This is a genomic window from Nostoc sp., assembly GCF_036917975.1.
Lineage (GTDB): Bacteria > Cyanobacteriota > Cyanobacteriia > Cyanobacteriales > Nostocaceae > Nostoc.
Window position 1 is genome coordinate 1 of record NZ_JBALEJ010000048.1, and the last position, 12,516, is coordinate 12,516.

General features: G+C 40.0%; 16 protein-coding genes and 1 pseudogene. 12 read left to right on the forward strand and 5 right to left on the reverse strand.

Annotated features, from left to right (window positions below; genetic code table 11):
* The first annotated feature begins 298 nt into the window (after positions 1-298).
* The 3 genes from V7K76_RS20835 to V7K76_RS20845 all read left to right on the forward strand — a co-directional run bounded on the left by V7K76_RS20835 (position 299) and on the right by V7K76_RS20845 (position 1,859).
* Positions 299-778: a DUF302 domain-containing protein gene (locus V7K76_RS20835; RefSeq protein WP_334778943.1), complete on the forward strand. Its 480-nt coding sequence runs from the start codon at positions 299-301 to the stop codon at positions 776-778.
* Positions 779-929: 151 nt separating this feature from the next.
* Positions 930-1,121: a hypothetical protein gene (locus V7K76_RS20840; protein WP_334778944.1), complete on the forward strand. Its 192-nt coding sequence runs from the start codon at positions 930-932 to the stop codon at positions 1,119-1,121.
* 291 nt (positions 1,122-1,412) lie between these two features.
* Positions 1,413-1,859, forward strand: coding sequence for a P pilus assembly/Cpx signaling pathway, periplasmic inhibitor/zinc-resistance associated protein (locus V7K76_RS20845; protein WP_334778945.1), 447 nt, complete (start codon positions 1,413-1,415; stop codon positions 1,857-1,859).
* A 751-nt stretch (positions 1,860-2,610) separates the two neighbouring features.
* Here the strand turns inward: V7K76_RS20845 and V7K76_RS20850 are convergent.
* Positions 2,611-3,120 carry an NUDIX hydrolase gene (locus V7K76_RS20850; RefSeq protein ID WP_334778946.1) on the reverse strand — a complete coding sequence of 170 codons (510 nt, stop codon included), beginning with the start codon at positions 3,118-3,120 and terminating at the stop codon, positions 2,611-2,613.
* 225 nt (positions 3,121-3,345) lie between these two features.
* Between V7K76_RS20850 and V7K76_RS20855 the strand changes: the two genes are divergently transcribed.
* The gene (locus V7K76_RS20855; RefSeq protein WP_334778947.1) at positions 3,346-3,495 is read left to right on the forward strand and encodes a hypothetical protein; all 150 of its coding nucleotides are present in this window, start codon (positions 3,346-3,348) and stop codon (positions 3,493-3,495) included.
* Between the two features lie 148 nt (positions 3,496-3,643).
* A complete protein-coding gene (locus V7K76_RS20860; RefSeq protein WP_334778948.1) occupies positions 3,644-3,772 on the forward strand; it encodes a hypothetical protein in 129 nt (42 codons plus the stop codon).
* Between the two features lie 44 nt (positions 3,773-3,816).
* On the opposite strand, the gene V7K76_RS20865 is transcribed toward V7K76_RS20860, so the two are convergent.
* Together V7K76_RS20865 and V7K76_RS20870 are read right to left on the reverse strand one after the other, a co-directional pair.
* Entirely contained in the window at positions 3,817-5,163 is a 1,347-nt protein-coding gene (locus V7K76_RS20865) for a hypothetical protein (protein ID WP_334778949.1), read from the reverse strand.
* Between the two features lie 353 nt (positions 5,164-5,516).
* Positions 5,517-5,954 (reverse strand): hypothetical protein, encoded by a 438-nt coding sequence (locus tag V7K76_RS20870; protein WP_335029995.1) that lies wholly within the window; start codon positions 5,952-5,954, stop codon positions 5,517-5,519.
* A gap of 269 nt (positions 5,955-6,223) precedes the next feature.
* Here V7K76_RS20870 and V7K76_RS20875 point away from each other — a divergent pair, with 269 nt between their 5' ends.
* On the forward strand, positions 6,224-7,336 hold the full coding sequence (locus tag V7K76_RS20875) for a phospholipase D-like domain-containing protein (RefSeq protein ID WP_335029996.1): 1,113 nt from the start codon (positions 6,224-6,226) through the stop codon (positions 7,334-7,336).
* A gap of 37 nt (positions 7,337-7,373) precedes the next feature.
* Here V7K76_RS20875 and V7K76_RS20880 read toward each other — a convergent pair.
* Both V7K76_RS20880 and V7K76_RS20885 read right to left on the reverse strand, forming a co-directional pair.
* A pseudogene (locus V7K76_RS20880) lies at positions 7,374-7,655 on the reverse strand (IS66 family transposase); the annotation flags it as partial.
* A gap of 302 nt (positions 7,656-7,957) precedes the next feature.
* Entirely contained in the window at positions 7,958-8,449 is a 492-nt protein-coding gene (locus V7K76_RS20885) for a hypothetical protein (RefSeq protein ID WP_334778952.1), read from the reverse strand.
* Positions 8,450-9,177: 728 nt separating this feature from the next.
* Between V7K76_RS20885 and V7K76_RS20890 the strand changes: the two genes are divergently transcribed.
* The 6 genes from V7K76_RS20890 to V7K76_RS20915 all read left to right on the forward strand — a co-directional run bounded on the left by V7K76_RS20890 (position 9,178) and on the right by V7K76_RS20915 (position 12,413).
* On the forward strand, positions 9,178-9,606 hold the full coding sequence (locus V7K76_RS20890) for a hypothetical protein (RefSeq protein WP_334778953.1): 429 nt from the start codon (positions 9,178-9,180) through the stop codon (positions 9,604-9,606).
* A 124-nt stretch (positions 9,607-9,730) separates the two neighbouring features.
* Complete coding sequence (locus V7K76_RS20895) at positions 9,731-10,168, forward strand: low molecular weight phosphatase family protein (protein WP_334778954.1); 438 nt, start codon at positions 9,731-9,733, stop codon at positions 10,166-10,168.
* 197 nt (positions 10,169-10,365) lie between these two features.
* Positions 10,366-10,833 carry a GNAT family N-acetyltransferase gene (locus V7K76_RS20900; RefSeq protein WP_335029997.1) on the forward strand — a complete coding sequence of 156 codons (468 nt, stop codon included), beginning with the start codon at positions 10,366-10,368 and terminating at the stop codon, positions 10,831-10,833.
* Between the two features lie 119 nt (positions 10,834-10,952).
* Positions 10,953-11,249: a DUF5674 family protein gene (locus V7K76_RS20905; RefSeq protein WP_334779004.1), complete on the forward strand. Its 297-nt coding sequence runs from the start codon at positions 10,953-10,955 to the stop codon at positions 11,247-11,249.
* On the forward strand, positions 11,230-11,433 hold the full coding sequence (locus tag V7K76_RS20910) for a hypothetical protein (RefSeq protein ID WP_334778957.1): 204 nt from the start codon (positions 11,230-11,232) through the stop codon (positions 11,431-11,433). Before V7K76_RS20905 ends, V7K76_RS20910 begins: the two co-directional genes overlap by 20 nt.
* Before the next feature lie 185 nt (positions 11,434-11,618).
* Entirely contained in the window at positions 11,619-12,413 is a 795-nt protein-coding gene (locus tag V7K76_RS20915) for a peroxiredoxin-like family protein (protein WP_334778958.1), read from the forward strand.
* Positions 12,414-12,516 lie beyond the last annotated feature (103 nt).

Genomic DNA, 12,516 nt, shown 5'->3' on the forward strand with positions numbered 1-12,516 from the left:
TCGTTTAAGTTGATTGTTCATTGCGATTAAATCTTGCTCCTCATCCTAAATATATTTAATTCCCAACATTTTACCCGATACTGACTTCATCACTCTTGCGTCACCGAACGCGTAGAGCGTCTCCAACAGTTGGGCATCGCTATGCATCCTCGCTTGATTGAGTAGTGCGATCGCTGCCCCAGCTACCAACGAAGCGATCGCTTATTCTACTCAGAAGGTGATGATATTCTCATCAGATTCATCACAAATTAAAACACGTCTGTTTAAAAACTAGATTCGGTTATACAACATAACAGCCATGAGAACCATCATTGACATGAACCACCAAGTGGTAAAAGTGACTTCGACCTTTGACGATTTTACCCGGAACCTTGAAGTGGCGCTGGGTCGCCTAGACCCAACGATTATTCAAAAAGTAGGAGCAGAACCGGCATTCGTCGAAGCGCACCTAAAGCTTAGGGGGGGCGAAGAGGACTTAATTCTGTTTGATATTCAAAACCATGGCCAGCTGTTGACTATAGTGGGTACGCCTAAAAAGGCCAAGCAGTATGTGGTAGGCAATCCGTTGATTGCCATTCAAATGACACAGCACGACATCCGAGCGGCACTGTACGCGCCCTTACGCCTGCTGGTGTATGAAGCAGCGGATCAGTCAGTTTATGTTGAATATGATTTACCATCGTCGCTGTTCGGGCAGTTTGGCAATGCGGAAGTAACCAAGGTAGCCGAGTCCCTGGATCTGAAATTGGTGAAAATGATAGCCAAGGTTGATCAATAAAACATTCACTACGCCTGCTCCCGCACCCTGTTTTCCTCTCTACGAGACGCTCTGCGCGTTTGCTTGATTGGGGCGATGCCAACGCCTGCAAGCTACGCAGTATTCACTTTTTTTCCTCTAAGAAACCAGTGCGATCGCTAATTAAACTACTTTGCCTAATGCTGTCTCTAAACGACTGGTAAATTCAACAGGAGCGATGCCTGCGGCGGTAAACTACGTCATGCATCCTCTCTTGATTGAGGAGAGCGATCGCAATCAAATTACTTTACCTAATACTGTCTCTAAACGAGTGGTAAATTCAACAGGAGCGTCGCCAGTGTTAATCAAACAACGCTATGGCTAAGCTAAACCACATCTAGTTCGCATATCCAAAATTCATATCACTCTTGTGGGGTGGGCATCTTGCCCGCCCTAATTATGCAAGTTGAATGTGGAACAGCTTACCAAGAATTTCACTCCCAACCCGAACATTGGAAACTGATGGGTTTCCTAACCTTCCCGTGTGCCACTATTACAAAGGTCATAGTATAAATCATGACTTTTAGCTCATTCAGTTTTGATCATAGATTCCTATGATGATGACATACACAAAAAGCAAATTTACCTCTAAAGTATGATGAAACTTAATAAGTTAATGTCTGTTCTTGCAAGTGTTGTAGCAGTAAGTGTTGTTGCAGTTCCCTTTATTGTTAAAGCAGATGCGATTCATAATGGACAGCCATTGCTAGCACAAGCTCAACAAAATTCTCACAAAAAAGAAGGCGGTCGCTGGGCAAAATTAAATCTGACTGACGCGCAAAAACAACAGCTGCGTCAAATTGAAAAAGATAGCAGGCAGCAAATCGAAGGTGTTTATACACCACAACAACTTGCACAACTGAAAGCAGCAAGAACACAGCATCAACAAGGGCAACATGCTAATCGTCGTGATGGGATGAAATCTCTAAATCTAACTGATAGTCAAAAGGCTCAAATCAAGCGAATTATAACAGCGCAAAAAGCGAAGATGGACTCTGTTTTCACTCCCGAACAGAGGCAGCAACTCGAACAGCAACGCGCACAATGGCAGCAACAGCATTAGTAAAAAGTAAGAAGTAAAAAGATAATCCCCGTATTGAATACAGGGATTATGTACAGCCCCCAGTCACTTTCATATTTACTAATCAGCTTAAGTACAAATGTCTGCACCTAATGCTGTCTGCAAACGAGTGGTAAATTCAACAGGAGCGATGTCTGCGTCAGGTTACTCCTGAGTTTTCCTCACTTGATTGGGGCGATCGCTATGCATTCAGTTTCTTAGAGGAAACCCTTAAGTCCCCAGGTTCAATAACCGGTAAGTTTTGGGTCGGGGTCTGTCTTGCAAAGTTGCTCCTCTTGGGGAGACCCCAAGACCGCAATGCAGCGCTAAATCCCCGGACGCGACTCGAAAATACTCGCTTGCCGCCGGCGCTATCGCAGACTCGCTTTGCGCGTCGCTTTCACAAAACTTACTTGCGACTTGCGACTTGTTTTAACTTACTTACTGCTCTTAAACTTACATATTTTCTAATGGAAATAGGCAGAGTTCACAAATTGCGTGACATCGAAACCACCAAACATAATGCTATAAAATACTGGACAGAATTATTGAAAATCAAACCGCCACAATATCCTTATCTTGGTTAAATTGCTTATTTTTAGGCTTGAGCGCGATTGGTAAATTACGCATTCTTAACTTTTCCTCGCTTGATTGGGGAGAGCGATCGCTGTTATACCAAATTAGGTGGTGGTTTGAGGAAGTCCAGAATCTTCATACAAAAACTTTTATTAATTTTAGTCCTCAAAAGTCTAGCTTAATTTGTATAAAACATCTGCACAAGTTTGATCAAGTCACTTTTTGCAGGTTCACCTTTATTCAACCATTCTATTAAATCAGAAGGGTATAGCCAAAAACTTTCAATAAAATCATTCTTATTGTAATCTGGTTCACAATCTGATGTAATCTCATAAACTTTCATAAAAGCGGATACTTGATATTGATATGGTGTTAAATAACCCAATAACTGCGTATTAACCATGTTTAAATCTAGGTTTAATTCTTCTTTGAGTTCACGTTGCAGAGCATCTTCGTAAGTTTCTCCACTTTCCACATGACCACCCATACTGACATCAAGACAAAGGGGAAAAATTCGTTTTTGTGCAGAACGGCGAGGTATCCAAAGTTGTCCTAGTGAGTTAACGACAAAAGCATTGACAACTCTAAAATTGCACAACCCTTGACTATATATTTCCGAGCGTTTCTTTTGTCCGATAACGCAATCACTTTCATCTACAATGTCAAGTATTTCTAAATCTTGCATCATACAGATAAAATTAACACTTATTAAATATTATACAGGTCGTAGAGGATTGGGGGCGGTGTCTGCAACGGGCTATGACGCTCCTGCGTGGCTCATAGCGTTGCCATGCCGCAGGCTTTACGCTACGCTATCGGCGTCGCTTGGGGTTTCCTCGCTTGAATAATAAGCGATCGCTCTGCTACCAATTAAATTGCTTTTGCTGCCACTTTACAAGCGTGCTGTCTCCAAATGACTGGTAAACTCGGAGGAGCGATCGCACATGACTGTAGTGCAACCTTACAGAGGTGTGCTTGCCAGAAACTTATTCTTCCTGCTCTAAGAATTGTCGTTCAACGGATAGAAAAGCCCAAAAAGCTTGCTAGATATGAATTTGCTTAATTGGGTAGGCGAAGTGCGATGCCTGCGGCGGGCTACGCCTACGCTACGATTGACATTTACCCAAAAGATTTGCCTGCACTACCTCCTGCCATTTTTTAGTTCCGTCGAACTCACGTTAAATAAGTCCCTTTCCACAGGAAAAAAATATATGCCTTACGATATGACGATGTGTCCAGGACAAAATTGCCCGCTCAAACAAAATTGTTCCCGTTTTACAGATGAAATTCTGGGTCGTCAGGATTTTTTTGGAGAAGCTGTCTTTAATTTTGAATTTTGAATTGATTCATTGCTTTATGCCAGAAATCCCAAATTTTAGTCGAGCTAGATAATCTTTTTCTGACTGAGCTTCCTGATTTCTGTAATCACACCATCAACTCCATGATTGCTATAAATAATTAGCAACCGTTCGGCAGACAAGTAACTTAGCACAGGATTGCGAAATTGTAATATGTATTTTGTATCCGTAGGATTGTAGCCGAACTGGGGAGCGATCGCTCTCAATTGCTCTTGAACAGTAGTAACAGCCGGAATTGATAAAACAAAATCGGCATCTGACAGATTATGGAAGGCATACTCAGCCAGTAAGTTAGTTTGTGAAGAATTTGCTTGTGGTGAGAAGTTGCCAATTTTACGGACTATCGGCAAACGCATTTTGTGTTGCTTATCCATGAATAAGTAACCTTGGGCTACGGGGTCAATTCCAGCCACAATCGCAGCAGTATGTAACCAGTTAACTACCTTGTACTCGTTACCGAGAGTGGGAGATGAGTGAGCGCAAGCTTGAGTAATCACAAACTCTGGGGATAACTTTCGCTTCATCGTCTCTGCCAAACTGATGATGTGATGACCACCAGTTCTAGAATCGCCCGACGCACCATAATTGTCTGTTTTACCATTCCCACCGAAGTTCAACTCCTGAAACTCAGTGCCTGAAGCATTCCACTGAAAAACTATTGATTTAGCCCAGTCATGCCAGATTGGTGCTGCAATTAATAGGTCGTTACTGATATAAATGTCTGAATCTACTTTACTTTCACTATCTGGATTGACAATTGGTAAACCATTACTATTTGTTTGACCATATATTAGCCGATAGTTACTCGCAAAGCTCAAATTACTAATATTATTAAATGCTTCATGTATTGGTAGTCCTCCGGGATAAGTATGGTGACTGTTATTTCCACTTCCAGGTGCAGAGAAAAAAGACTGGGGAAGTTGAGGGCAGACACTACCATCATTGCTAACTGGTGGGAAAATTCCAGCTATTAGTCCACCTGGAAAGGTCATATCGTCCGCCGCATCTACCAAGCCGACTTTGAGCAATTGCTCTACAATCTCCTGCTTTTTCCCATCAGTTAATCCGGATCTATGCATGATACAGGTTGTGGGATTATCAATTGCATCAAGTGTGGCTTTTCTCAGTTTGATATCTTTTATTTTCTCTGTCTGGTTTACCAAAAAAATTTTCGCTGACTGCACTAAGGGGGATTTTTCAGCAAGCCTAATCGCTTCAGTATTACCCGCTCCCAATACCTGTTGGTTGGTGTTATTGCTCATGACATCAGAGCCTTTGAGTTTGCCTTGTCCCTCCTCTGCTCGTAAAGGTGTGACCAACAATAATAAGCTCAAGCATAAACTTACTAATAATAAAAGATGAGATGATTTCATGCAGATTATCAGCCTTTAGTTACAAAAGATTAACAAAGTTTAGGAGTTTAATGAACTTTGGGGGTTTAAGTCCCCAGCAATACAGGCAGCCCGTTTTGGGTCGGGGTCTAAATCCCCGTCCCAAAACGTAATTGCGAATGGGCGAAAAAGCGAATTGCGAATTGTTTTAATTCCCCTGCCTCTACAGGCAGAACGTTTTGGGTCGGGGTCTAAATCCCCGTCACAAAACTTAATTACGAATTACGAATTACGAATTACGAATTACGAATTACGAATTACGAATTACGAATTATTTAATCCTCTATTGCAGTTGCCTCTAGAAAATTTACTTCCTAGACGCAACTGCGACTTATTTAGGTGTAAATTGGCCCGTGTGAATCTTGACTACGAATGGGAAATTCTACAAAACCCACTGGATGATGAGTAAAATGCAGTACAGACAAACCGGGATTATCTTCTGTCGCATAGGCAATAGATACGTCTATGTATTCACCCTGTAACCGTGCTAGTTCTCCTGCAATGAATGGTACTGGATCTACTAACCCTTCATTATCGCCGAAGCGAATAGCCACAAAAATTTCATTGCTCACTTCCAGTCCTTCTGGAAATCCCTCAGTATGCTCTACCTGAATATTGCTTAAAATTAAGTGTTGGTGATTCGCACCATGATGATTTTCTGGAGCCGGAAACAATTTTTCAATGTTGCCGACCACTCGAATTAGTGGTGCGCCCAGAGAGTGTTTGAAACGATGATGATTGAGAAATCCTGTTGCTTTGGTAAATTGGCTCATAAAAAACTCCTTTTCCGAGTTGAAAAATTTTACTAGACACTTTTCAGTCAATCACGAAGCAAGGCTTTCAAAAGTATACATCAGATACAATTTTACAAATCCACTCATCCTCAACTTAAACCTAACTTAAACTCCAGATAAACAAATATTAATCTATCTGGTTGTTAGATAAACTTCAGATTTATTTAATATCTTTATTTCACTTCTTTTTCAACTACTTCATCAATCTGGAGTACAGTAAAAGCAAATAATTCAAACAGGACTGACTTATGTCAAAAAAAGTGAGATCAGCAATTAATCCGACTTTCTTAACAGATGTAAATCATGGTGGAAACAAAGGGCAACCACAGAAGATTGCAGAACAATTAGCCGAGTTTATTGATGAAGCAAAGTCAAATCTACACATTGCAATCTATGATTTTCGTTTAACAGAATCAACCCTTGCAGAACCCGTAATTACAGCACTTAAGAATAAAGCCCAAACGGGTGTGAAAGTGAGAATTGCCTTTGATCATGGAAAACCTGAAACTAAAACAGTTGATCCCTTCATCGCTAGTGGCAGTGATCCAGCACCGAAAGGAACCAAAGCATTCCTAGAAAGTGTATTTGAGGGAACTCAAGTTGAAATAAAGAGCATTGCTGGCTCAAAGCTGATGCATAATAAATATGTCATTCGAGATGTGAATACCAGTGAAGCAACTTTGTGGACTGGTTCAGCTAACTTTACAGATGATGCTTGGACTTACCAAGATAACAATATATTGCAAATTTCTTCACCGCAGCTTTGCTCATACTATGAAACTGACTTTCAGGAATTGTGGGTGAGTGGCAATATCAAGACCACAGGTGTTGGGGATACTGGTAAAGTTTATATTGCTTCAACTGAAGTTGATTTCGCTTTCTCGCCAGGGGAGGGTCAGACTATTGACCACATCATCTCTAGTTTGATTGGTTCAGCAAAAAACCGAATCAAGATTGCTTCCATGATGATTACTTCTCATGCAATTCTCGCTGCACTTGATGATGCCCTCAGACACAAACAGGTGAAAGATTTGAGTGGAGTATACGATGCTACACAAATGTCTCATGTGGTGAAACTTTGGCTCAAAACAGAAGCAAGTGTTGGTGTTGCTGAAACTTTTAAAGAGGTATCATCTCATCTAGTTGGTAAGCACTCCGAGCCTTATAAACCAGACAGCAAGCACAATTTCATGCACAATAAGGTTGTAGTATGTGACAACATTGTGGTCAGCGGCAGTTTTAACTTTTCTCGCAGTGCTACACAAAATGCTGAAAATATCGTTGTGTTACATGATCCGAGCTTGGCAGAGCAATATAGCGATTACATTGACCAACTGCTGGCGCACTATAGCAAAGTCTAGTCACAGCAACAGCCAGATCACTATCTCCTGAATAAACCCGTTTTTCGTAGGGTAAATGTCCGTAATTATTTATCCATCCCAAAAAAGCTTGCAGTCTAACTCCTATATCTTGTCCTGGTACTATCTCTGGCGACCAGTCTGCTGTTTGTGTTTCTCCACACTCGCTGCAAATACAGGTATATCTTTGATATTCTACTATTTCTATGGGTCTGTCTACCAACTGTGCTACTTGCTGTGTTTCTATTTTTATTGGTTCGTTGCTGAATTCCCTTTGACCACAACAACTGCATACTTGTGGTCTTAATATCTCAAACCTATTTTGATATTTAAGAGTGGCAAACATTGTATTCTGTCCACCACGATAATTTACTCTAGCATAATCACCAATGATAGCTACAGTATCTATGCCATCATAATTATTTCGCAGCATTGCACTAGGAATTTTAGCAATTTCATCTGTTGTTAATTTAGTTTGACAATGAATCATTTGTAACTGTGCTGATGCTGGTAAAATACCAGTTAGTGAAATCATTAAAAGTTTATACGTCCTTATTTCAGAGCAACTAAATTTATTTATGGGGTTTCTCCTCTGCTCCCCATCCCCTCTGCCTCTCTGCCTCTTCATTGACCTGCAATATATGCTGTAAGCATAAAAGAAATAAATATCAATATACTATAAATTGTAGATATTATTATTCTTGCTTTTCTTTCTTCAAGGGTTAAGCTAAAGTAAAGGTAAAAACATAAATTGAATAGTCCTAACCCTATTGTAAGAAGAAAATAATCACGGAATTTAGTACCATTTCCTTCTAATGAAACTACCCCTATTGGAATAAACAAAATAGCAACAGTCAAAATTAAATATTCTTGACGAGATTTTATCCAATTCCAATTAGGAATAGGAGTTTTTGCCATAATAAATAACGTATAAATGTAAGAGATAGTTAATAAAATCATATAGCTAAATCCAGGAATATTAAAAGCACCGATTGCCGTAGTTGTAGTTCTAATTGAAGTATCAGCGTAAGTTTTTAACGGATAAAAAGATAAGATTGATATTGTGCTGATTACGAACCAAGCATATAAATTTTTAATCACTTTTAACTTTTCCATAATTAATCACAATAGTCAAAGACATCTAAACTAGCTACAAGCATTCTTAGAGTCAAAGTTATACCCCTGGAGCGATCGCTACGCTATCAGGTTGGCAAAAGGCGATCGCTCAAGTTTCCTCTAAGAAAAATGGGCAAGCGATTTTTAGAGGGTTCAATTGTTTCTATTGATGTAATTGGGACTAAACCGAAGCAAGTATGAAGGTGGTATGATTTATTTTAAAAGTCTGGTAGAGTTGGCGGCAAACTACACCCCATCCCACCCTACAGCTGCTCCATCTTAACGAACTTTGGGGGTTTAAGTCCCCTACCTCTACAGGCAGCCCGTTTTGGGTCGGGGTCTAAATCCCCGTCCCAAAACGTAATTGCGAATTGCGTTAGCGAGTCTTCTCCCAAGGGGAGACGCCAAGGGCGAACGAGCGTCATTGCGAATTGCGAATTGTTTTAATCCCCGCCACTTCCAACATGACCGTAGTAATTGGCACGAGTCGCCCCACAGTGGTGTCAGCTTCTCAAAATTGTTGAAGAGTGCGCGATGGAGGTCAGTAATGATTCTCAGGTTTGCTTCGACTGCTATGATTATTTTTACTTGACAGTGAAATCAACGTGAAATTAAAGTTTACTCTGAGAATTATAGGCTGTACACTGCTTGCGGTTTTAACGCCTACTGTACTAACTGCTCAAACTCTTCCGTATAGAACGGCACGTACACCGCACACTTGCCCATCGATGCTAGAACCAAAAACAGGAGCGCCCAGCGTCGAACAGGCGAAGATGTATTTTCTCTGTGACCAAGAATGGCAGTTTGGGACTCCTGGTCAAAGTAGTAGCTATTTGTCACTTGTCAACGATCTCACTCTTGAGGTTGCCCCGATCTCTCGTCCTGCCAACAGAACTGACCTGAAATTCAACAGAAGACATGGGGGTGAGCATTTAAGCATAAATACAGATCAACCTGTATATGATATCCGAGGAAGCTACACCAGTTATAGTTGCTTTGAGATTAAGCGCTATCATCCAGTTAGAAAAAATTGTATTGTCTATCAATTCTCAAACAGCAGTGGCATCTGTTTCCGAAATACTTTTGGCGACTGGCACTGCCGTATGATAGGTTCATTAAAAGAAATTGGCCAACACTTACCACCACCTGAGAATTAGTGAACTGCACTCATCAGAGTTGGAATCGGCGCGATCGCTCCCGATGAGCAATTCTATTTGAAAATTACCTCATTTACCAGTTAATAGGACTTGTATGCAAGTTTTGTTAACCAGGTCAGTCTCAATGAATAAAATCTTGTTCCTTTGTACCGGCAATTATTACCGCAGCCGCTTTGCTGAACATCTATTTAATTGGTTAGCTACTAAGCAGGGGTTAGATTGGCTGGCTGATTCACGAGGTTTAGCACTTGAGCAGGGTGTAAACAATGTGGGGGCAATTTCTCGATATGCGGCTGAGGCTTTAGCAGTGCGCTTAGTAAACCTACCGGATGATGAACGGTTTCCACTAGCAGCCAGTGGGCAGGATTTTCAGTCAGCTACTAGAGTTATAGCCCTAGATGAATTAGAACACCGCCCACTAATGAATGAACGCTTTCCCCACTGGGCAGATGCTATTGAATACTGGCTAGTTCACGATATAGATAAAACCTCGGCTATAGTTGCTCTTGGGCAAATTGAGAAACATATACTGCAACTGATAGAACAACTGGCACAAAGTTAGTGGCGATAGGCGTTATTAGGTGTTTCGGTCAGCCCTAGTAATAGTCAGGTACTAGGGGATAACAAGATCAGCTCTAGTAATTTAGAAAATAGCCCTAGTAAAGTTGATTTATCCCCTAGTAAAACTAGAAGCCGTGATGTGACTGACTTAGGTTAAATTCTTCTACAACGTAACCCATGACCACTCCCTTTGAACAAATGGAATTAATCTCATACAGTTCCGAATTCCAGGCTAGTTTGGAAGATTTTTTGGAAATAATGTATTCGTACAGAGGATATAAATTTGAGCCAACTGGCTTACAATCGGATATAAGGAATATTGAAAATATATACCAAAGTCCAGGTGGAAATTTCTGGATTATGAGGGAAAATACCGTAGTAATTGGAAGTATTGGATTAAAGATATTAAACAAAATAGATAAAATAGGAGAGATTAAAAGGTACTTTGTTTTACCTTCATATCAGGGTAAAGGAATAGGTACATTATTAATGGAACATTTATTATTGAATGCCAATAAAAACGAATTACATATATTAAGATTGGATACGATGAGAAAATCTATTGTAGCCAGGAAGGTTTTTGAAAAATATGGATTTCAAGAAATTAATAAATATAATGACAATGAAATAGCCGAAATATTTATGGAACTCAAATTAAAAAAGTAAAAATTAAAAATATGAAAAGTTATGGGGAAGCGATTTTGAAGAGTCAGCCATTGCTCTGAGCATCCACTGATTTAGTTGCTACTATGGGCAGATATACAGAAATCCTATACTGAAACTCAATCTCTCTGCGAGTTTACATTAAAGTGGCAGTAGACATTGAAAAAGGGATTTTGGCTGGAGGAGGAGAGAAACACGCTTACTGTGAAGCAGCATTGCTTGAAGACGGTAGTAGACAGCGAGATATCTGGGGTGCGGATTGGACTCCCTTTGACCAATCGATAGCTTATGAATCGATTATTAACATTCGCTCCAGCCAAAATAATCGCTCAATGTTAATTCAAGATCCAGCCATTCAAGAACGTGTAAAAAAAATAACTCAGGAGCTAATTGGGGGATATGAACCAGAGTTTAGATAAAAAACAAGTACATTTTCAAAGTGAAAATACATCAACTCGCTTAGGACATATAGCTTCCAATTTAGCAAGGATTAGAACATTTTGTAACAGCGCTTATAAAGAAGCTGTTGAAAGTGTGACAGATGAAACTATATGTTTTATTGAATGGACGGCAGCAGAAATTGAACCTGAATATGCTGAATAACTGGTTAACATTCAAGTTCAACTGGCACGAAAGAGATTAACTTTTGATACTATTTGATCTGATGATAGTAAACAGAGGCAAATGTCAGAACAATGTAATATTTGGTCAGGACGAGTATTAGATATGTCAGGGTTGCTGTCCGAATCCATCTAAAATTTTATTTAAAGACTGTTGCCTTCACGTACATGAATACTGAAACATCCACCAATTCTCCAGATATTTACTCAATTTTGAGTCAAACTCAACGCTTGCGAGTTAGTGATGGAGAGATTAAACCCGTTTTAGATGGTTGCTCTAATACTTCAAAATTGCTCGTACTTATTTGGTCGCAGTTGGGAGATTTTGATAACTTAGAATATGCTTGGTGGCTGCGAAAAGAATTTGAAGAGATTGAAGCCAGAGGAATCATAATTCGCGCTATTGGAATTGGAAACCGCAATTCGGGGATCAAGTTTTGCGAATATACTGGCTTTCCTCAAGAATGGTTATTTGTGGATGCAAAGGCTGAAATTCACGAGCTTTTACGGCTTTATTGCGGCTTATCTATACAATTTCCTTTGCTATCAAGTTCACAAAAAGCTTGGCTTAATTTAATCTTAATGTGTGCAGGAATTCGTAGCCCTGGAACTCTCAAGGAAGTTTTTCGGGGTTACAAAGGTGATAAAAAAGCACCTCAATTAATTGCTGATGAGGAAGTTATCAAGGGTACACCTTTACCACCAATAAAAGGTTCGTTTTTCAAAGCGGCTGGAGGAAAAGGTTTTCAGCGCCCATTTGAATTAGCAACCCTGCGCCTGCGAAACATGACTGAAGTTTTGAGAAACTGGAATATTTATGTACCAGATTCATCTTATTTGACACAACGGGGAGGCACTTTTCTATTTGATTCCCAAGGTCAGTTAATTTACGAACATCGCGATCGCGGGATTCTTAGTTTTGCTGAAAATATGAGCAATCCCTTATCTTTTTTGTTTAAGTAATTGATGGTATGATTGCTGACATGAAACTAATGATGGCGGATTATCTAGAGGATCATTTAAGTTGATTGCGTTTTCATAAGTTCAATTAGCCCAAAGAGAAATC